Below are 23,027 nucleotides of genomic sequence, written 5' to 3' on the forward strand. Positions count from 1 at the left end.
GTTCGATCGTGGGTGGTTCGTGGCGCGTGTGATTCATGAGTGGATTCCGGTGTCGTCGAGTTCGGCGGCAAGGTCTCCGAGGGAGCCTGCCGCGAACACCTGTGCGGCGTCGGCCTCGACCCCGGCCGCGCGCAGCCGGGACAGCAGCGCCATGACGCCGATGCTGTCGCAGCCGAGAGCGAACAGGTCGTCGTCGACACCGACGCGCTCGGCACCGAGTTGCTCGGCGACGAGGTCGCACAGCAGCTTCTCCGTGGCCGTGCCGGGCGCCCGGTACTCGCCGGCCGGCCGGATCTCGGGTCGTGGCAACGACGCCCGGTCGAGCTTGCCGTTCGGCAGCGTGGGCAGCGTGTCCAGCACGACGAACGCGGACGGCACCATGTAGTCCGGCAGGGTCGCGCCCAGCCTCCGACGCAGCGCGGCGACGTCGAGGTTCGCGTCTGCCGCGACCACGTATCCGACCAGCACGGTGGATCCGGTGTCGGTGCGTGCCTGCACCACACCGTCCGCGACGGCCGGGTCCGCGAGCAGCGCGGCCTCGACCTCCGCCGGCTCGATCCGGTAGCCGCGCACCTTCACCTGGTCGTCGCTGCGGCCCCGGTACTGGATCGAACCCGCCAGGCCGTGCTCCTCGTCACCGGCCAGCCACCGTGCCCGGTCACCGGTGCGGTACATCCGGGCACCGGGCGCGCCGAACGGGTCGGCCACGAAACGCTCTGCGGTGCGTCCGGATTCGCCGCCGTAGCCGCGCGCCAGGCCGTCCCCGGACAGGTACAGCTCGCCCTCGACGCCGACCGGGACCGGCCGCAGCCACTCGTCGAGGATGTGCGCGCGGGTGTTGCCGACGGGGCGACCGGCGACCGGGACGGCGCTGCCGGAGGCCCGCGCCACCAGCGCGTCGACGGTGCTCTCGCTGGGTCCGTACAGGTTGTACGACTCGGTGCCCCCCAGCGCACGCAGGCGATCCCACAGAGGCTGGGCGACCGCCTCGCCGCCGAAACCGAGCGATGCGGGCACCCGGTCGCCGTCGAGCAGTCCGGCGTCGATCAACTGCGCCAGGTGCGAGGGGGTGACCTCGACGAAGTCCCACTCCTGGGTCTGCGCCTGCGCCACCATCTTCCGCGGATCCCGCTGCGTCTCCTCGTCGACGAGGCACAGTGCGTGACCGTCGAGCAGCCACAACTGCGGCTGCCAGGACGCGTCGAACGCGAACGACCAGGCGTGACCGACCCGCAACCGTTCGCGGCCGGTGCGCCGCTGTGTGGGCCGGTAGAGGTCGGCGCGGTGGCTGTGGAACAGCGTGACCAGGCCGCGGTGCACGGCGACCACCGCCTTCGGGACTCCGGTCGATCCGGAGGTGTGCACCACGTAGGCCGGGTGCTCCGGCCGCAGCGGTGCCGTGCGGTCGCGGTCGCCGACCGGCGCCGGGTCCTGCTCGGCAATCCGCTCCGTGACCGCAGCATCGTCGAGCACCAGCACCGTTGCCCCGGTGACCGGCACCCGCTCCACGAGTGCGGCCGTGGTGAGCACCAGCGACGGGGTGGTGGTCTCGAACACGGCGGCGGTGCGCGCCGCCGGAGCCTGCGGATCGCACGCGATGTAGGCGCCCCCGGCGGTGAGCACCGCCAGGATCGCGGTCAGCGCGTCCGCGGTGCGCGGAAGCAGCAGGGCCACCGGCACTTCGGGACCGACTCCGTGCGCGATCAGCAACCGGGCCAGCCGGTTGACCCGCTGCTCCAGTTCCCCGAACGTCCATGCCACGCTCCCGGCGGCGAGCGCCGGCTCGCCGCGGTACCGCTCGGCGGCCGCCGCGAACAGCGCAGGCACCGTCGTCGCGGGCACGTCCATCGGGTTCGTGTTCCACCGTCGCGTCATCGCCTCGCGGTCCGAGGCCGGAATGGCGTCGATCGCCGACAGCCGGTACTCGGCAGGCCGGGACGCGAACTCGCGCAGCACCTGGCCGAGGCCGGCGGCGAGCCGCTCGGCGGTGGCGTGGTCGAACAGGTCGGAGCTGTACTCGACCATGCCGACGACGGTGTCGGTGCCGGCGTACTCGACGAAGTCGAAGGACAGGTCGAACTTCGCGGTGGTGACCTCGATCGGCTCGGGCGTCAGACCCGACTCGCCACCGAATCCCTCACCCGGGTTCGGCTCGGTCAGGTAGACGACCATGGTCTGGAACAGCGGGTGCATCGACCGCGAGCGGGCACCCGAACCGAGGACCGCATCGACGACCTGCTCGAACGGCAGGTCCTGGTTCTCGAACGCCGCGAGGTCGGTGTCGCGGATCCGGTCCAGCAGTTCCGCGATCGTCGGGTCCCCCGCCAAGTCGGTGCGCAGCACCAGCGTGTTGAGGAAGAAGCCGACGAGGTCCTCGAGACGGCTGTCGGCGCGCCCCGACACCGGGGTGCCCAGCGGAATATCCACGCCCGCACCGGACTTGTGCAGCAGGACCGCGACCGCGGCCTGCACGAGCATGAACATGCTCACCCCGCGGGCACGGGCGACCTCACGTAGACCGGCGACCACCTCGGGCTCCACCGCCAGGTACGCGGCGCCGCCGCGGTAGCCGAACCGGGCCGGGCGGGTGCGGTCGGTGGGCAGCGGGATCTCCTCGGGCAACCCGGCGAGAGTCTGCCGCCAGTACTCGCTCTGGCGAGCGGCGACACTGCGGGCGTCGGCGACGTCGCCGAGCAGTTCCCGCTGCCACAGCGTGTAGTCCGCGTACTGCACCGGCAGCGGGTCCCACTGCGGCGCTCGGCCGGACTGACGCAGCGCGTACGCGGTCATCAAGTCGGTCAGCAGCGCTCGGGTGGACCACTCGTCGGTGGCGATGTGGTGGATCACCAGCACGACGACGGTGTCGTCCCCGGTCTCGAGCACCGAGACCCGCACCGGCGCCTGCGATTCCAGGTCGAAGCGGAACCGTGCCGCCTCCGCCGTCGCTGCAGCGACGTCCTCCGGCCGGATGTCCCGCCGGTCGAGGTCCACCTCGACGGCGTCCGCGGGCAGGATCACCTGCGCCGGCTGTCCGTCGACCTCGGGGAAGACCGTGCGGAGCGGTTCGTGCCGGAGCATCAGGTCCCGCACGGCCTCGGCGAGTGCGACCACGTCGACCGGACCTGACACACGCCAGGAGATCGGGACGTTGTAGGCGCCGCCGTCGGCGCCGAGGCGGTCCAGGACCCACATCCGCTGCTGCGCGAACGACACCGGCAGCACCGCGGGCCGCTCGCCCGCGACGAGCGCGGCACGCGTACGGCCGGTCGCCAATTGCGCGAGCGGCGCCAGCAGGGCCACCGTCGGCGCCTCGAACACCGCCCGCACCGGCACGTCCACGCCGAGTTCCGTGCGCAGCGCGTTGACGAGGCGGATCGCGGTGAGCGAGTGCCCGCCGAGCGCGAAGAAGTCGTCGTCGACACCGACCGCATCCACACCCAGCGCCTGCGCGAACACCTCGCACACCCGGCGTTCCCACTCCGTTCGGGGTGCCCGCGATTCGGTGGCCGCGTCGAAGCTCGGACGCGGCAGGGCCTTCCGGTCGAGCTTGCCGTTGAAGCTGACCGGGACGGCGTCGATGGCGATGATCAGAGCCGGGATCAGGTGGTCCGGAACGGTGCCGGCCAACGCGCCGCGCACCGCTGTGGAGTCGACGCCGCCCGCGGCGGTGGAGCCGACGCCGCCCGCAGCGGTGGAGCCGACGCCGCCCGCAGCGGTGGAGCCGACGCCGCCCGCGGCGGCGGTGGCGGGGACCACGTACCCGACGAGGACGGGGGCGCCGGATGCGTTGTCCACGACGGACGCGACGGCCCGCGCGACCGACGGCAGCGCCTCGAGCGCGGTCTCGACCTCGCCGAGTTCGATGCGCAGGCCGCGAATCTTGACCTGATCGTCGATGCGGCCGAGGTACTCGAGCTCCGCGGCGGGGTTCCAGCGCACCAGGTCGCCGGTGCGGTACAGCCTCGCGCCCGGGTCGCCGTACGGGTCCGCGACGAACCGCTCGGCCGTCAGCGCGGGGCGGCCGAGGTAGCCGCGGGCCACCTGCACTCCCCCGAGGTACAGCTCGCCGGACATCCCGGAGGGGACCGGACGCAGCCGCGAATCCAGTACGTACAGCGCCACGTTGGTGCCGGGACCACCGATCTCGCAGGCACCCTCGGCACCGACCCGCGAGGCGAGGTCCGCGGCGAGGGTGACCTCGACGGCCGCCTCCGTCGGTCCGTACAGGTTCTCGATCGTCGCGGTCGGCAGCGCGGCGGCGAACCGCTCGACGGTCCGGTACTGCAGCGCCTCACCGGAGCACACCACGCGTCGCAGGTTCGTCTCGGTGAAGCCGGATTCGGAGAGCACCTCCTCGAGCATGGAGGGCACGAAGTGCGCGACGGTCACCGACTGCTCACGCAGCAGCGAGACGAGCGCCGCCGGGTCACGGTGGTCGTCGGGACCGGCGACGACGGCGGTGGCTCCGGTGACGGTGGGCCAGAACAGTTCCCACACGGACACGTCGAAGGTGGCGGGGGTCTTGACGATCACCCGGTCCGCCGGGTCGAGCGGCAGCCGGTCCTGGACCCAACGCAGCCGGTTCACCACGGAGCGGTGCTCGACCACGACACCCTTCGGGTTTCCCGTGGAACCGGACGTGTAGATGACGTACACCGGGTGGGTGGACGTGAGCGACGCGCGCCGGTCGATGTCGGCGATCGTCGTGCCCGGCAGCTCCGCGAGCCGCGCCCGCACCGCCGGGTCGTCGAGGTCGGTGCGCGCACCCGTGTCGGGCAGCGCCGTCGCCGCGACGGCCAGCACCCGGACCGGGTTCGCGTCCGAGAGCAGGTACTCGATGCGGGCCGCGGGCAGTCCGGTGTCGATCGGCAGGTACGCCGCACCGGACTTGACCACGGCGTGGATCGCGACGACCTGGTCGACCGACCGGGGCACCGCGACGGCGACGAGGTCGCCGGGGCCGGCGCCGTCGGCGATCAGCAGACGCGCCAGGCGGTTCGAGCGGGCGTCGAGTTCGGCGTGCGTGATCGTGTCGTCCGCAGACACCAGCGCCACCGCATCGGGTGCCGGTGCCGCTGCCCGCGAGAGCATCTCGGCCACGGTGACGTCCGCGTACCCGGCCCTCTCCCCCACACCGAGGGTGAGCTGCCGCCGCTGCTCGTCATCCGCCTGCAACGACAGATCCGCGAGCCGCAACGTCGGATCTGCGGCGACCTCGCCGGCGACGCGCAGCAGCACCGCGAGAATCGTCTCCACGATCGCGTGGTCGAACAGGTCGGTCGCGTACTCGACGCCGACCGTGACCTCGCCGGTGTCGGGGGCCTCGACGAACGTGAGGTTCAGGTCGAACTTGGCGCGGACACCGGTGAGCGGCTCCCAGGTGGTCGGCACGCCGAGCAGGTCGGGCAGCACCGCCGGGCGCTGGAGGTAGCTGACCATCACCTGGAACAGCGGGTTGCGGCCCTCGACCCGCGCCGGGGCGAACTCCTCCACGAGCCGCTGGAAGGGCACGTCCTGGTTGGACATCGCCGCCAGATCCGCCTCGCGAACGCGGTCCACCAGGTCGGCGAAACTCGGGTCGCCCGTCATGTCGGTCCGCAGCACGACGGTGCCGACGAAGAAGCCGACGAGATCGTCGAGGGCGCTGTCGCTGCGGCCCGACACGGGGCTGCCGACGACGACGTCCTCGCCGGCACCGAGCCGGGACAGCACTGCCGCGGTGACGGCGTGCAGCGCCATGAACATGGTGCCGCCACTGGATTCGGCGATCTCACGCAGTGCGCGCGCGACCTCCGCGCCGAGGACGGCCGTGGCGTTGCCTGCCCGACCGGTCGGCTGCACCGGACGGGGCCGGCTGGTGGGCAGCGTGATCTCTTCGGGCACACCGGCCAACGCGGTACGCCAGTGGGCCAACTGCCCCTCGATCGCGTCGTCGCCCAGGTTGCGGCGCTGCCAGAGCGCGTAGTCCGCGTACTGCACCGGCAGTGATTGCCAGTCCGGCGCCGCCCCGGCGGATCGTGCCAGGTACGCGCGGGTCAGGTCGCCGAGCAGCGGGGCGTCGGACCACTCGTCGGTGGCGATGTGGTGCAGCACCACCACGATCACCGACCGCTCCGGTCCCTCCCGCAGCAGGCTCACCCGCAGCGGCACGTCGGTGCGCAGATCGAAGTTCGCGGTCAGGCGTTCGAGTGCAAGGGTGTCGACGGCGCCTGCGCCGGCGGTGCCGGCAATGCTCTCAGCCGCGTCGACGACCTCGAGCTCGCCGCCCTCGGCCAGGATCACCTGGTGCGGCTCGCCGTCGGTGACGTCGATGACGGTGCGCAGGCTCTCGTGCCGCGCGGTCACGTCGCGCAGCGCGGCGGCGAGGGCGTCGGTGTCGACCGCGCCGTCGAGCCGGGCGACGTGCGCGTAGTGGTAGGCCAGGCTCTCGTCGGAAACCTGGGCCAGCATCCACAGTCGTTCCTGCGCAGCGGAAAGCGGGATCCGCTCGGGACGAGGCCCGGCCGTGACGGCGGGCAATGCGCTCGCCGCCGCGGGCAGCAGCCGGGCGATCTGGGCGGGGGTGCGGGCGTCGAACAGGTCCCGGATCGTCAGCTGCACGTCGAATGCGGCACGCACCCGGCTGACCACGCGCATCGCGATCATCGAGTGCCCGCCGAGTTCGAAGAAGTCGTCGTCCGCGCCGACCGTCTCCAGGCCGAGCAGCTCGGCGAACAGCGCGCACAGCACCCGCTCGGCTTCGGTCTCCGGCTCACGGCTGCCGGCGGTGGCGCGCATCTCGGGGGCGGGTAGCGCCTTGGCGTCCAGCTTGCCGTTGACGGTCATCGGGATCGCATCGATCGTCTGCAGGCTCGCGGGCACCATGTAGTCGGGCAGCTGCGCGCGCAGGTGGTCGAGCACCTCGGCGACAACGCTTTCGGGGACGCTGTCCGCGACGGCCGGAACCACGTACGCGGCAAGGCGTTTCATGCCCGGGACCAGCGGGTCGTCGACCGCGACCACGGCCGCGGACGCCGCCGCCGGGTGGGCCTCGATGACGGACTCGATCTCGTGCAGCTCGACGCGGTAGCCGCGGATCTTCACCTGGTCGTCGATGCGGCCCAGGTAGTCGATGACTCCGCCGAATCCCCCCGTCGCTCCGCTCGTGCGGTCCGCCCGCCGCCGCACGAAGTCGCCGGTCCGGTACATCCGCTCGCCGGGCTCGAACGGGTTCGCGACGAACCGGTCCGCGGTGATGTCGACGCGCCCGAGATAGCCGCGGGCAAGTCCGGCACCGGAGATGTACAGCTCGCCGGCGACACCGTCGACGACGGGCCGCAGCCACGGATCGAGGATGTGGCCGTGGGTGGACCGGATCGGGGTGCCCACGGTCGGGGTGGCGCTGTCGTCGGTCCCGGCACCGAGGGTGTTGATGGTGTACTCGGTCGGGCCGTACAGGTTGTATCCGAGGGTTCCCTCGGTGTCCCGCAGTCGGTTCCACACCGAGTCCGGCACGGCCTCGCCGCCGAGGAGCACCAGCGGCGGCCGGTGCGCGGTGGTGCCGTCCGGCCGGATGCCCTCGTCGAGCATGCCCTCTACGAACAGCGCGGTCGCGTAGGTCGGGGTCACGTTGACCACGTCGATCCGCTCACGGTCGCAGTACCGCACCAGGGCCTGTGCGTCGCGCCGCAGGTCCTCGTCGCAGATGTGCACCTCGTGGCCCTCGACGAGCCAGAGCAGTTCCTCCCAGGACATGTCGAACGCGAAGGAGACGGTGTGCGCCACGCGCATCCGCCGGCCGTCGACGCTCGCGACGACCGGGTCGAAGATCTCGTCCTGGTGGTTGCGCTGCATGTTGGTCAGGCCACGGTACGGCGTGACGACGCCCTTGGGCTTCCCGGTGGATCCGGAGGTGTAGATGACGTAGGCGGGGTGGTCGAGCCGATGCGGGCGCCCGGGAGCGAAGGCGCCGAGCTCGGCAGCCGTCAGGGGGGCGTCGTCCCAGTCATGAGGTTCGTCGAGCCGGATCGCGGTGTCGCCATCGAGATCCAGTCGCTGCGCGACCGCGGCCGTGGTGACGGCGAGCGCCGGCCGGGCGTCGGCGAGCACCACCTTCAGTCGCTCGTCGGGTTGGTCCAGCTCGAGCGGCAGGTAGGCGGCACCGGCCCTCAGCACCGCGAACAGGGCGACGACCATCTCTACGGTGCGCGGCAACCCGAGCGCGACGACGACCTCGGGTCCGCCGCCGCGGGCGATCAGGTGCCGGGCCAGGCCCTCGACCCGGCGGGCGAGCTCTCCGTAGGTGACCCGCTCGTCCTCGAAGACGAGCGCGACCTCGTCCGGGATCTGCGCGGCCTTCGCGATCAGCATCTCGGCGATCGTCGCGTCCTCGACGGCGGGCAGCGGCGTCGTCCACACCGCCGCGGCCGCGGCGGTCTCGGAGCTGTTCAGTGCGGGGACCGACGCGACGAGTCGCTCCCCTTCGCGGGCAACGATTTCCAGCAGACCGACGAATCGGTCGTGGAGTCCCTGCGCGCGGGCGGCGTCGACCACGTCGTGCCGGTAGTCGATCTTCACGTGCAGCCGCTCGCCCGGGGAGACGACCACCGCGAGCGGGTAGTGGGTGTGGTCGAGGCTGTCCTCGGCGACGATGTCGTGCTTGGCCGACTGCGCCGCCATCTCGGAGGCGTTCTTGAAGTTCTGCAGCACGAACAGCGTGTCGAACAGCTCGGTGTGCCCGGTGGCGCGCTGGATCTCGCCGAGACCCAGGTACTCGTGCTCCATCCGCTCGACGTACTCGTCCTGCATGCGCCGCAGCAGGGCGGTCACGGACTCGGTCGGGTCCAGGGTCACCCGCACCGGGACGGTGTTGAGGAACATGCCGAGCACCCGGTCCAGGCCGACGATCTCGGTCGGGCGTCCGGCGACGGTCGACCCGAACACCACGTCGGTGCGGCCGGATTCGGCGGACAGCAGCAGACCCATCACCGCGTTCATCAACGCGTTCAACGTGACTCCGCTGGTGCGCGCGCGTTCGCGCAGCCCGGCGGTCAGGTCCTCGTCGATGTACGACTCGATCCGCGTCGGCACCACCGGGGATCGGCCCTTGGTCGATCCGGCGACCAGGGTGGGGGTGTCGAAGCCGGCGAAGGCGGCGCGCCAGGCGGCGGCCGCGGCGTCGGGCTCCCGGGCGTCCAGCCAGGTGAGGTAGTCGGTGAAACCGGCCTCGGGTGCGGTCACCTGCTCCCCCGCGTACCGGGCGAGCAGCTGGTCCACGAACAGGGCACCGGACCAGCCGTCCCACAGGATGAACTCCCGGTTGACCACCAGGCGGTCGACACCGCCGCCCAGGTGGATCAGCAGCATCCGCCACAGCGGCGGCGCCGCCAGGTCGAACGGGCGGGCGCGGTCGGCGGCCATCAGTTCCTGGGCGCGGGCCTCCTGCGCATCGGCCGGCAGGTCGGACAGGTCCGCCTCCGTGAACGGGACCTCGACGCCGGTGCCGATGAACTGCACCGGCTCCGCCAGCCCGTCGTTGGTGAAACCTGCTCGTACCGTGGGGTTCTCGTCCAGCAGTGCGGCGGCGGCGGCACGCATCCGGGAGATGTCGATGCGGTGCCCGAAATCGAGGGAGAACTGCGCGGTGTAGATGTCCTGGGCGGCGTCGAAGACGGACTGGAAGAATAGGCCCCGCTGCAGCGGGGACAGCGGCCAGATGTCCTCGACCAGCACGGGACTGACGGCCTCGATGCGGTCGATCTCGTCCTGACTCAGGTCGATGTGCCGCAGGTCGGACGGGGTCAGCCGGGCGGAACCGGTGCCGCCCTCGGCGAGCGCGACGAGGTCGGCCACCGCCTCGCCCCACAGCTCCGCCAGCCGCTCGAGTGCCGCGTCGCCGAGTCCGCGGTCGGACTCGAAACGCACACTCGCCCCGCCGTTCCCGTCGGGCCGGATGCACACGTCGAGGACGCCACCGGCGATCCGGTCTCCTCCGGTGCGGATCGACACCTGTGGCGCGGGCAGCGCCGCCAGGGCGGGTCCGGCCTGGACGTTGGCGTACCGCAGCATCGGCCAACCGACCGAGCCGGCGGAGCGGATCCGTTCCTTCGCCGCTCGAAGGGCACCGAGCGGGTCGCCCTCGAGCACGAGGCGCGCGGGTGCGGTCCAGTCCAGCGGTCCGACGGTGCGGCTCAGGTCGTCGCCCTCACGTCCGTCGTGCCAGAGGTCGACGGACAGTTCCGTGGCGCCGACGGCGCGCTCGTCCCAGCGGGCGACGGCCAGTGCGACCGCCGCGGCCCACACGTCGGCGGCGGCCCCCTTCACGAGGGCGGGCACCGCCGCGGTGGCGGCGGCGAGCTCGGCGGCCGAGAGTGTCACGTCGACACCGGAAGCCGCGCCCGTCGTGGTCGTGGACACTGCCGTCGGGGACACCAGGTCGGCGCCGGGCGCCAGGACCGACATCCAGGTCGTCAGCTCGGCGAGCCGGGTCGGCGCAGCGGCCTCGGCGGCGAATCGCTGAGCGTGGGTCTTGAGCGAGACCGCGACGGCGGGCAGGGTCACGGGGCGGCCCCGGCCCATTGCCCGCAGTGCGGTGGCGAAGTCCTCGGCGACGACGTCCCAGGATCGTTCGTCGATCAGGCCGGCGGGTGCGAGCAGCACCAGTTCGCCGGCCCCGCCGGTCGCCCAGGCCACGCTCAGGACGCGGCCGGACGCCGGGTCGGGCACCACCCCGTCGAGCGCGGTCAGTTCGTCGATCGCCGCGCCGGGTTCCAGGTCGCAGGTGTGGACGAGCGATGCGGCATCGACCGTGTCGGGCACCGCGAGCAGCCACAGGATCGGGGCCGGGGCGGTGAGCGTGGCGCGCAGGGCGTGGTGGTGGGTGACGACGGCGTCGACCGCCGCCACCAGCTGGTCGCGGGTCAGGTTCTCGGGCGCGGGGATCCGGAGGCTGCGCAGCGTCGCGGTGACCGGCACCTGCGCGTCGCGTCGCTTGGCGAGCGCGGTCGGCAGCGCCAGCGGACCGGTGCCGTCCTCGTCGTGGGGTGTGGCGGAGACGGGCGCGCCTGCGGGCAGCGACCACACCGGCTCGTCGACGTCGGAGAGGAACGCGTCGACGAAATCGCTGAGCGCGTCAGCGATCTCGGCGCATCGCTCCGCGTTGCCGGGGTGGCTGCGGAGGCCGATCTCGATCGGCTGCCCGGACTTGTGCAGCAGCACGATGAACTCGAGCTCGCCGACCGGGCCGGAGGCGAGCATGTGGGCATCGGATTCGCGGCCGATCACGTGCCGCGACGTCGAGGTGGGCATGATGTTCACGCCGACGGCCGGCGGACGCCAGTGCGGATCGCGGGCCGCGAGGGCCGCGCCGATGTGCTCGCCGCGGTAGCGGCCGTGCTTGAGCAGCGCCCAGGTCTTGGTGTCGACGGCGGCCGCGACGTCGGCGATGCGGGCGTGCGCGGGGACGTCGAACCGCATCGGCAGCACGCTGGCGACCATGCCGGGGATCGTCCGCAGGTCCCGGGTACCGCGTGCCGTGGTCGGCATCGACAGCACCACGTCGGAGGTGTTCGTGGCGCGCGCGACGTAGGCGCCGAGCAGGCCGATCATCAGGACGGGCAGGCGCAGCCCGTGCGCCTTGGCGTAGGCGTCCAGGCGGGCGCGCTGGTCGGTGTCGACGGTGACGGTGGTGTGGGTGACGCCGGGGGCAGGCGGATGCTCGGCCTCGATCAGCCGCGGGACGGGCGGCAGGTCGCCGAGTTCGGTGAGCCAGTGCTCGCGGTCGGCGTCGATCTGCTGCCCGCCGGTGTACTCGAGGTCGGCCTGCACGAAACGCTCGAGCGCCCACTCCACGGACAGGTCCGGGACCGCCCCCTCCGAGTAGGCACGGGCGATCCGGGCGAGGACCAGCGCGATACCGATGCCGTCGTTCACGATGTGGTGGTGCTGCTGGTAGATCCGCATCTTCTCGTCGCCGAGCAGGTGCACGGCGAACGTGAACAGCAGATCCGTGGCGAGATCGACGGGGGTCGCCATCGCCGACTGCATCCATGCCGCCGACGCGGCCTCCGGGTCGGCCTCGGCGCGCAGGTCGAGAACCTCGACCTGCCAGTCCCGATCGGCGCGCGGGATCTGCACGAGGGCGCCGTCGGGGTCCACGTCGAAGTTCACGTGCAGCGTTTCGGCCTGGTCGAGCACTCCCTTGATCGACGTCAGGACGCGATCGAGGTCGAACTCCCCGACCGTCTCGGTGTACATGCCGGTGTTGTAGAGGTGGCCGACGGAATCCAGCTGGTGGCCGAAATAGATGCTGCGCTGGGCCGCTGTCACCGGATACGCCGACTGCACTGTATTTCTCTCCACCATCTCGCGCCGCGCCGGACGGGTCGACCGGCCACAAATTCTGGTTAGCCTATCCAAACTAGCGGACGGTACTCAATCCCACCCGGTCGATCGCCCCGATCGCCGACGCCACCGACTCGGCGATCGTGCGAGCGTCCGCCTCGGTCACCTGGGCGGTGTCGTGGTCGACCCGCACCGTCGCGGTCGATTCGGCGAAGGCGACGACCACGTCCAGCACGCGGGGATCGACCACGGTCGGCTCCGGATCGGCGGCATCGACCACCCGCAGGCTCACCTCGGGGCGGGCCAGGGCCGCGAACACAGGCGCGGTCTGCGCATTGAGGTAGCGGAGCAGGGCGTACCCGGCGGCCGACGGCACTGCGGCGAGCGCGGCCCGCACGGTTTCCGTTGCCGCATCCGCGACGCGCACCGGCACCCCGACCTCGAACGGGCCGACGGTGCGCGCGCTGTCGGGCTCCTCCGCGCCGTCTGCGAGTGCCTCCCTCGGCAACTCCACGGTCAGCTCTGCGCCTGCCCCGCGCCAGGACTCGACCGCGACGGTCAGGGCCGTCAGGGCGAGCGCCTCCCGATCGGGGTCCGGCACCGTCGCCTCCGCGGCGACCACGACCGTCGCCCGGGCGCCCATCGGTGGCAGCGCGGGCGCACCGATGCGCAACGAGCCGCCCGGTGCGAGCACCTGGGCCCAGTGCGTGAGCTCGCCCATCAGCGCGGGGTCCTGGGCCCGTTCGTTGATCCGGTGCGCGAGCCCGAGCGCGGTCGCCGCCGGACGCGCCACCGTGCCGCCGCGCAATGCGGCGTCGAGGTCCTCGCGCAGCACGGCCAGCGATCGACCGTCCGCGGCGAATGCGTGCACCGCGACCACCAGCGTGCCGGCGCCGGCACCGCTGTCGAGCCACGCGGCCGCGAGCACCCGTCCGGCCTCCGGGTCCAGCCCGGCCACCAACTCCGTTCCGGCCGTGGCGATTCGCTGCTCCAGATCGTCGGCCGCGACCTCGTGGTGGCGCACCTCGACATCGGCCGCCGGGGCCGTGTCGAGCGACCACAGCACCGACGCCACCCGGGTCAGCCGCAGCCGCAGCGCGTCGTGTGTCGAGATCAGTGCGGCGACCGCGGCCCGCACGTCGTCGTGGCCGACGCCGGCCGGGGTGGCGACGGACAGGACGGCACCGATCCCCGCGGGCTCGGCCCCGGTCTCACGCGCCCGGTGCACCAGCGCGGTCACCGGGAGCGGCCCGACGTCGGCGGGGTCCCGGGGACCGCTCCCGGCCCCGTCGACGCCCGATCCGCCCGCCTCGAACTCGGCGACACGGGCCAGCGCCGCGGGCGTGCGCCACTGGAAGATCTCCCGTGGCCCGAAGGTGACACCCCGCCGGGCGGCCGCGTTCACCACCTGGATGGAGATGATGCTGTCGCCGCCGAGCAGGAAGAAGTCGTCGTCGGCACCGACCTCGTCCAGGCGCAGCGCCTCCGCGAACAGCTCGCACATCGCCGTCTCGGCGGGGCCGTCCGGCGCGCGGCGCTCCGCAGCTTCGGGCAGGGCGGGTTCCGGCAGCGCCTTGCGGTCCAGCTTGCCGTTGGCGGACAGCGGCAGCGCGTCGAGCACCACGACAGCGGCCGGGATCATGTGGTCCGGCAACGAGATCGACGCGGCCGCGAGCAGATCCGGGACCGTCACCGCGGCGCCCGCTGCGGGCACCACGTAGGCGTACAGCCGGCCGGAACGGGCCACGACGGCGGCCTGTCCGACGGTGTCGTGAGAGAGCAGGACCGACTCGATCTCCCCGAGTTCGACGCGCTGCCCGCGCAGCTTGACCTGACCGTCGGCGCGGCCCAGATAGTCGAGGGCCGAGCCGTCGGGGGTGGCACGCCAGCGCACCAGGTCGCCGGTGCGGTACAGCCGCTCCCCCGCCGGGCCGTGCGGGTCGGCGACGAACCGGTCGGAGGTCAGCGCCGGACGGTCGTGGTAGCCGCGAGCCAGTTGCACGCCACCGAGGTACAGCTCACCGACGACGCCGGGCGGGACCCGGCGCAGCCGCTCGTCGAGGACGAGCGCTCGGGTGTTCCACACGGGGCGCCCGATCGGCACCCACCCCGGCCCCTCCTCGTGACGCGCCTCGACCGACGCGGCGGTGACGTCGACCGCCGCCTCGGTCGGGCCGTACAGGTTGTGCAGCCGCGCGTCGATCAGGGCGTGGAAGCGGTCGCGGTGCTCGGGGGTGAGCGCCTCACCGCTGCACAGCACTCGCGTCGGCTTCGGGCGCGGCCCGCCGGCCTCGGCGACCGCGTCGAGGAACGCCGCGAGCATCGACGGCACGAAGTGCACGGTGCTGACCGCGTGCCGGTCGATCACCTCCCGCAGGTACTGCGGATCGCGGTGGCCGTCGGGCCGCGCCATCACCAGGGTGGCGCCGGTGATCAACGGCCAGAAGAACTCCCACACCGACACGTCGAATCCGGACGGGGTCTTCTGCAGCACCCGGTCGGCGGGGGTCAGACCGTACTCGGCCTGCGTCCACGCCAGCCGGTTCGCGATGGCCCGGTGCGACACCAGCACGCCCTTCGGGCGGCCGGTCGAGCCGGAGGTGTAGAGCAGGTAGGCGGCCGCGTCGGGACGGACCGCCGGACGGGACCGGACCGGCGCCGGGTCCCGCAACGCGCGACCGTCGGCGTCGATCTCGAGTACCGGCGCGGCGCACTCGACGGGCGCCACCCCCGGGCCGAGCAGCACCAGCGCGGGCTTGGCGTCGGCGACCATGTACGCGAGCCGTTCCGCGGGGTAGCTGTCGTCGAGCGGCAGGTACGCCGCCCCGGCCCGGTGAATCGCGAGCAGCGCCACGACGAGTGCGGCGCTGCGACGCACCGCCACCGCGACCACGCCACCGGCCGACCCGGACAGCTGTGCCGCGAGCGCGTCGACCGCGGCGTCGAGCTGCGCGTACGTCAGCTCCTGCCCGGTCTCGTCGACGATCACCGCAATCGCGTCGGGTGTCGTCGCCGCCTGCCGCGAGAACAGCTCCGGCAGCGTCGAGTCGTCCAGGGCGACGGTCCGCCCCGACTCTGCCGCGAGGAGTGCCGCGCGATCGGCGGCGGTCAGCGGGTCGAGGGCCGACAGGCGCGCATCGGGGCGGGCGGCGATCTGCCGCAGCAGCGCGGCGAGCCGCTCCGCGAACGAGTCGACGGTCGCGTGGTCGAACAGGTCGCTCGCGTACTCGATCCGCCCGCGGAGGCCTCCTGTTTCGGATGCGGCGAGCTCGAAGGTGAGGTCGAACTTGGAGGTACCCGTCTCCACGAACACCGGCGACGCGTCGAGACCGGCCATCGCGATCGGGTCGATCGCGTCGCGGTACTGCACCAGCACCTGGAACAGCGGCTGCCGCGACAACGACCGGGCCGGCGCCATCCGCTCCACCAGCTGCTCGAACGGAACGTCCTGGTGCGCATAGGCATCCAGGTCCGCCGCCCGGATGCGAACGAGCAGTTCGGCGAACGTCGGGTCGCCCCCGAGGTCGGTGCGCAGGACCAGGGTGTTGACGAAGAAGCCGACCACCCGCTCCAGCGCGGTGTCGGAGCGGCCCGCGACCGGAGAGCCGACAACCACGTCGTCGCCGGCGCCGAGTTCGCGCAGCAGCACCGCGACCACGGCGTGGGTGAGCATGAACCGGGTGACCCCGGCCGCAGCGGCCACGGCGTCGAGCGCGCGCACGATGTCCGGCCCCACCTCGAACGCGACCGCGGAGCCGCGGTAGCTGGACACCGCGGGCCGGGACCGGTCGTACGGCAGCGTCAGTTCCTCCGGCTGCCCGGCGAGCACCGACGCCCAGTGGTCGAGTTGGGTGGCCAGCGGAGAAGTCGGGTCGGCCGGGTCGCCGAGCACCTCGGGCTGCCATGCACTGAAGTCCCGGTACTGCACCGGAAGCGGCCCGGGCAGTGCGACGTCCGCACCGGACAGGTGCGAGTAGGCGGCGGCGAGGTCGGCGATCAGGGGCCTCGCCGACCACTCGTCGGCGGCGATGTGGTGCACCAGCAGCATGAGGTGCGCGTCATCGGGCGAGGTGCGCAACAGCACCGCCCGCACCGGCAGGTCGGCGGTGATGTCGAACGCGTACCCGGTCGCGTCGGCCAGGCGGGCGGGCACGTCTGCCACGTCCACGTCGGTCACCGTCAGCGGCACCTCGAGATCGGCCACCGGCAGCACCCGCTGACATCCGATGTGGCCCTCGCCGGAGGTGAAGACGGTGCGCAGGCCCTCGTGCAGGTTCAGCAGGTGCGTCAGAGCGCCGCGCAGCGCGTGCACATCCACCCGGCCGCGCAGTCGCATCGTGAACGGGATGTTGTAGGTCGCGCTCGGTCCCTCCAGTTGGAACAGGAACCACAACCGGCCCTGCGCCGCCGACATCGGGGACAACTCCTCGTGGTCGCGGCGGACCAGCGGAGCCCGAGTACCTGCCGCCGATGTCTCCGCGGCCAGGCGCGCCGGGGTGCGCAGGTCGAAGACCTCCCGGATACTCACCTCCCGGCCGATCCGGGTGCGGATCGCCGACGAGAGCCGGGTCGCGAGCAGCGAATTGCCGCCGAGCGCGAAAAAGTCCTCGTCCGGACCGACGTACGGCAGGTCGAGCAGGTCCGCCACCGCTGCGCAGAACGCCCGCTCGGACTCGGTGGCCGGTTCCCGGCGCTGCTCGGACCGGGTCGGCGCGGGCAGCGCGTCTCGGTCGACCTTCCCGTTGGGGAGCTTCGGCATCGCGTCCAGCACCACGAACACCGACGGAATCATGTAGTCCGGCAGCAGGTTCCGCAGATGCGCGCGGAGTTCTGCGTCGCCAGGCGACGCGGAGCCTGCCCTCGACGCGTACCCGACGAGCTGGTCGACTCCGGTCGCCCCGGCCCGCACCGTCACCAGCGCCCGGTCGACCGCGGGGTGCGTGGCCAGTGCGGCCTCCACCTCGCCCGGTTCGATCCGGAACCCGCGCAGGCTCATCTGGTTGTCGGCGCGGGAAACGAACGCCAGCTCGCCGGTGTTCGTGCGCCGCACCAGGTCCCCGGTGCGGAACAGCCGTCCCCCACTTCCGGTGGGATCGGCGACGAACCGGGCGGCGGTCAGGTCGGGCCGGCCGAGGTAGCCGCGCGCGAGCTGCACACCGCCGACGTACAGTTCGCCGACCACCCCGTCCGGTACCGGGCGCAGGTGGGCGTCGAGCACGTGTTCCGCGACGCCGGGCACAGCCGCGCCGATCAGCACCCGCCCGGGATCCGTTGCAGCCCACACGTTCACGTCACCCGCGACTTCCGAGGACCCGTACGAGTTGTAGACGGTCACGTCTTCGCCGGCCAGGGCCTCGATCACCCGCGGCTCGAGCGATTCACCGCTGAGGAACCAGGTCCGCACGCCCCGACTTGGCGGCTCGGCCACCTCGGCACCGTGTTCGCCGATGACGGCGGCCAGGCTCGGCACCGCGGTCACCTGCGTGACGTGGTGGGCGGCGATCATTTCGGCGAGCGCGCGCGCGTCCCCGGCGCGCTCGTCGTCGGCGAGCACGAGGCGGGCCCCGGACAGGAGCCCGGCCAGTAGTTCGGTGGAACCGTCGATGAAGCTCAGCGAGCTCTTCGCCAGCCGCACGTCCCCATCCACCGGTGCGAAAAGGTCACGCTGCCAGGACAGCCGGTTGGTCAGCGCCTGGACGGTGCCCGGCACCCCCTTCGGGGTGCCGGTGGACCCGGACGTGTAGACAACGTAGGCGAGGTGCGCGCCGGCAACGGGGACCGCGCGCTCGGCGTCGTCGATCGCCCCGGCGGGCAGGTCGGCGGCCGCGAACTCCAGGTCACCGATCGACACGATCGGCGCACTTCCGGCCAGCGGCGCGATCAGGGATGCACTTGCGGCGTCGACGAGCACCAGCGACGGCGCGGCGTCGGTGAGCATGTGCCCGATCCGGGCGGGCGGGTAACCGGGGTCGACCGGGAGGTAGGCGGCACCGGTGGCGATCACCGCGCGCAGGGCCACCACCGTCGCCGCGGTGCGGGTGGCGGCGACGGCGACGATGGCGTCCGGTCCGATGCCCCGGCCGATCAGCGCCCGGGCCAACCGGTTCGCACGCGCGGAGAGGTCGCCGTAGGTGTGCTCTGCGTCGCCGGCGACGAGTGCCACCCGTTCGGCGAACGCGCGGTCGGCGTCGTCGAGCAGCGTGGGCAGCAGGGTGGTCGGCGCGGTCCCGACCGTCGCGGTGAGCGCGGCCCGCTCGGCGGGCAGCAGCACGTCCACCGCGTGCACGGCGGTGCCGGGATGGACGGCGAACGTCTCGAGCACCGCCCGCAGGCGCTGCGCGAGCGCCTCCGCGGTACCGCGATCGAACAGGTCGAGGGCGTACTCGACCCGGACGTCCAGTCCGTCCTCGAGTTCGACGAATTCGAAGGTGAGGTCGAACTTCGCGGTCCCGGTGGAGATGTAGGACGGGTCGACGTCGAGGCCGGGGAAGGTCGGGGCCACGTGCGGGGTGCGGTGCTGGACGAGGGTCTGGAACAGCGGGTGCCGAGCCAGGGACCGGGTGACCCCGGCGGCGTCGACGACGTGCTCGAACTGGGTGTCCTGGTGCGCGAAGGCGTCGAGGTCGGTGCGCCGCACCCGGTTCAGGACCTCGGTGACGGTCGGGTCGCCGCCGAGGTCGACCCGCAGGGCGACGGTGTCGACGAACAGGCCGACGAGGTCCTCCACCCCGGCGGCGCCGCGACCGGCGACCGGCGCGCCGAGCACGATGTCCTCTCCCCCACCGATCTTCGCGAGCAGCACCGCAACCGCGGCCTGCACGGCCATGAACATCGTGGTGCCGGTCGCTGCGGTCAGCGCCTGCAACCCGGCGAGCACGTCCGCGCCCGCGTGCAGCCACACGTCGTCACCGCGCTGCGTCGGCACCGGGGGCCGCGGCCGGTCGTACGGCAGCGTCAACTCCTCCGGCGCACCGGCGAGTGCCGCCCGCCAGAAGTCCAGGGACGTGGGGTTCTGCGGGGCCTCGTGCTGCCAGACCGCGAAGTCCACGTACTGGACGCGGCCGGGATCGTCGGGCAGGTCGGCGCCGGCGTAGCTCGCGGCCAGGTCCGCCAGCAGCGGACCCGCCGACCACTCGTCCCCGGCCAGGTGGTGGATCACCAACAGCAGCACCGAGTCCTCGGGTGCGGTGCGCAGCAGATGGGCGCGGAGCGGGATCTCGGCGGTCAGGTCGAAGGGCACCCGGGCGGCCTCGCGCAGTGCCGCGTCGAGATCGGCGGGGGCGACGTCGGTGACGGCCAGCGGCGCCGCGGTGCCGGACGGCAGGATCCGGGCCGCACCCGCTCCGTCGGCGTCGACGACGACCGTGCGCAGCACCTCGTGCCGGGTCACCACCGCGGCCAGCGCGCGGCCCAGCGCGTCCTCGTCGACCCGGCCGCGGATCCGCAGTGCGAACGGCACGTTGTAGGTCGCGGACGGTCCGTTCGCCGTGTGCAGGAACCACAGTCGCTGCTGCGCAGCCGACAGCGGCATCGTGTCCGCACGTGGCGCGAAGGTCACCACCGGCGCGGCGGGCGCCGCTGCCTCGACGAGGGTGGCGAGTCCGGCGACGGTCGGGGTGTCGAACACGTCCCGCAGGGACAGGTCGACCCCGAGCGTGCCCGCGATCCGCGCCAGCAGCCGGGTCGCGGACAGTGACGAGCCTCCGAGGGTGAAGAAGTCCGCGTCGACACCGGGGGCGTCGAGCCCGAGCAGATCACCGAACATCGCCGACAGCGCCCGTTCGGTGTCCGAGTCGGCGCGACGACCGGTGTCGAATCCACCGAAGTCGGGTGCAGGCAGCGACTTTCGGTCCACCTTCAGATTCGGGGTGAGCGGGAACTCGTCGAGCACGACCAGCACCGACGGCACCATGTAGCCGGGCAGGGCGTCGGCGAGGTGGGCGCGCAGCGCCGCGGTGTCCACGCTCGCGCCGTCCACGGCGGTGAGGTAGCCGACCAGGTGCATCGTCCCGGTGGCGTCGGGGCGGGCGACCGCAACGGCGGCGGCGACCGTGTCGAACGCAGCCGCGACGGTCTCGATCTCGCCGAGCTCGATCCGGTGTCCGCGTACCTTGACCTGGTCGTCGCCACGACCCAGGTACTCGAGATGGCCGTCGACGCTCCAGCGCACCAGGTCGCCGGTCCGGTACAGCCGGCCCGAACCGGCCGGATCGGCGACGAAGCGCGCAGCGGTCAGGTCGGGGCGGCCCCGGTAGCCGCGCGCGAGTTGCGTTCCGGCGACGTACAACTCGCCGACGACGCCCACCGGCGCCGGCTGCAGGAAGCGGTCGAGCACCACCGCAGCGGTGCCCGGGTAGGGGCGCCCGATGGTCCCGGTCCAGTCCCGGTCCCCGGGTACCGGTGCGCTGGTGCACCACACGGTCGCTTCGGTTGGGCCGTACATGTTGGTCACCGAGCGGGCGCGGGCAGCGAGACCGGTCGCGACGGGGGCGGGCAGCGCCTCGCCGCCGACCAGGACCGCGACGGCCGACAGGTCCGCAGCGGGATGGTCGAGGACCGCGCCCCACAGCGACGGCGTGGCCTGCATCGCGGTGACGGACTCGGTGGCGAGCAGGGACGCGAGCGCGGCGGGGTCGCGCGCGGCGTCCTCGTCGGCGAGGACCACCGTGCCACCGGCGCACAGCGGCACGAACAGTTCCAGGACGGCGATGTCGAAGGACAACGTCGTGACCGCGAGCAGCCGTGTGGCGGAGTCGATTCCGGTGAGGCCGGTGGCGGCGTGCACGAACCGGGCCAGTGCCCGCCGATCGAGCACCACACCCTTGGGGTTTCCCGTGGAACCGGAGGTGTAGATGACGTAGGCGGTGTTCGCGGGGATCGGGGCACCGACGCTCCGCGCGGAGCGACCGTCGCCCGTCCATGCCGGGGCGCCGTCGGCGACGGTGCCGACCGTGGTACCGGCGGGCACCACGATCCGGTCCGTGAAGTCACCGGCGGTCAGCACGATCGCGGGCCGGGCGTCGGCGAGCATGTACTCCAGTCGCGCCGTGGGGAACTGCGGGTCGAGCGGTACGTAGCCCGCGCCGGTACGCAGCACCGCGAGCAGCGCCACCACCACGTCCGCGGTGCGGGGCAGGGCGAGCGCGACCAGCGACTCCGGTCCGGCGCCACGGGCCGCGAGTTCGGCGGCCAGTGCGTCGACCCGGCCGGCGAGGTGGCGGTAGGTCAGCCGCTCGGCGCCGGCGACCAGTGCCGGGGCGTCGGGTCGGGTCGCGACCTGCTCGTCGAACCGCGTCAGCACGTCCGGGCATTCATCGGCGGCGACCGTGCCCTCCCAGTCGACCGGAACCGACTGCGGCGACGAGGGGTCGAGGAGCGACACCCGGGCGACGGCGGGGTCGGCACCGACCGCGGCGTCCAGCATCCGGGCCAGTCCGGTGGCGTGCCGTTCCACGTCCGCATCGGTGTACCGCGCGGCGTCGGCGTCGATCTGGATCTCGAGCTCACGGCTGTCGTCGAGCCGGCGGACCACGAACGTGATGTCGCGGACCGGCCCGCGGGCCAGCGAATGCACCGTGGCGGTGGCGCCGGTGAAGCGCAGCGAGTCGCCGAACGGCTTGATGTTGACGGTGGGGCCGACCGGGCCGGCGGCGGTCGCGGGCAGACGCAGGTCGCGGTGGATGTCCTCGGCGCGGTAGCGGCTGTGCGGTGCGGTCCGGGCGATCGCCGCGCGCACCGCCCCGGTCAGCGTTGCCACCCCTGCCCCGGGGTCGACCGGAACCCGCAGTGGGGCGATGTTGACCGCGGTGGTCAGCACCTTCGCCGCGGCCGTTCCCATCCGGTTCATCGAGGGGAAGCCCAGTGTCACATCGAGTTCCCCGGTGGTCCGGGCCAGGTAGGCGGCGATCACCGCGGTGACCGCGTCCACCCAGCCACCTCCGGCGGCGCGGCCGATCTCGTCGAGCCGGTCCCCGACCTCGGCGCCGACGGTGACGGCCCGCTGCCGCAGCTGCCACGCCACCGCAGAGGCGGGTGGAGCCGGGGCGAGCGCAGGGGTCGGCGCGTCGGGGGCGCCGCGCAGTTCCGCGGCCCAGAAGTCGCGGTCGACGGCCGTCCGCTCGGCGTAGGCGGCGTCCTCGGCGACGACCTTCGCGATCGGGTCCAGACGCGGCGCCGGGGGCTGCGCTCCGGCCGCGAACGCGTTGTACACCGCGGCGATCCGCCGCCCGAGCAGGCTGTACCCGTAGACGTCGAGCAGCAGGTGGTGGGCGCGCAGGAACAGCGCGTGATGGTCCACGCCGAGAACGTGGACGGTGGCGCCGAATGCGGGCGCCGCGGCGGGGTCCATCGGTTCCCGCAGCCGGGTGCGCATGTCGGCGAGTGCCGCGTCCAGCCCGTCGGTCGTCACGATGCCCGTCGGCGGGCCCGGCCATCCGCCGGGCACCTGGACCACCTCGCCGGCGACGGTGTCGATGCGGGTGCGGAGCTCCGGCGACTCGTCGACGACCCGGTCCACGGCCCGGGCGAGGAGACCGGGGTCGAGGGGGCCTGCGATCTCGATGCACTGGCCGGTGACGAAAGTCGGGTTCTCCGGGTCGAGCTGCTGTGCGAACCACATACCGGCCTGCGCGCACGACAGCGCGTACTGCACACTCGACTCCACCGACGGCTCCTCGCGATCACTCAGTGAAAACCCGGGGGTCCAC

Annotated in this window: 2 protein-coding genes; both read right to left on the reverse strand. The window is 72.9% G+C overall.

The window, feature by feature from the left end; translation table 11 throughout:
- Positions 1-33 precede the first annotated feature (33 nt).
- The gene (locus ACWDUM_RS02370; protein WP_450132738.1) at positions 34-12,324 is read right to left on the reverse strand and encodes an amino acid adenylation domain-containing protein; all 12,291 of its coding nucleotides are present in this window, start codon (positions 12,322-12,324) and stop codon (positions 34-36) included.
- A gap of 73 nt (positions 12,325-12,397) precedes the next feature.
- The gene (locus ACWDUM_RS02375; RefSeq protein WP_450132739.1) at positions 12,398-22,984 is read right to left on the reverse strand and encodes an amino acid adenylation domain-containing protein; all 10,587 of its coding nucleotides are present in this window, start codon (positions 22,982-22,984) and stop codon (positions 12,398-12,400) included.
- Positions 22,985-23,027 lie beyond the last annotated feature (43 nt).

The sequence above is a fragment of the Rhodococcus sp. NPDC003322 genome (assembly GCF_053589555.1).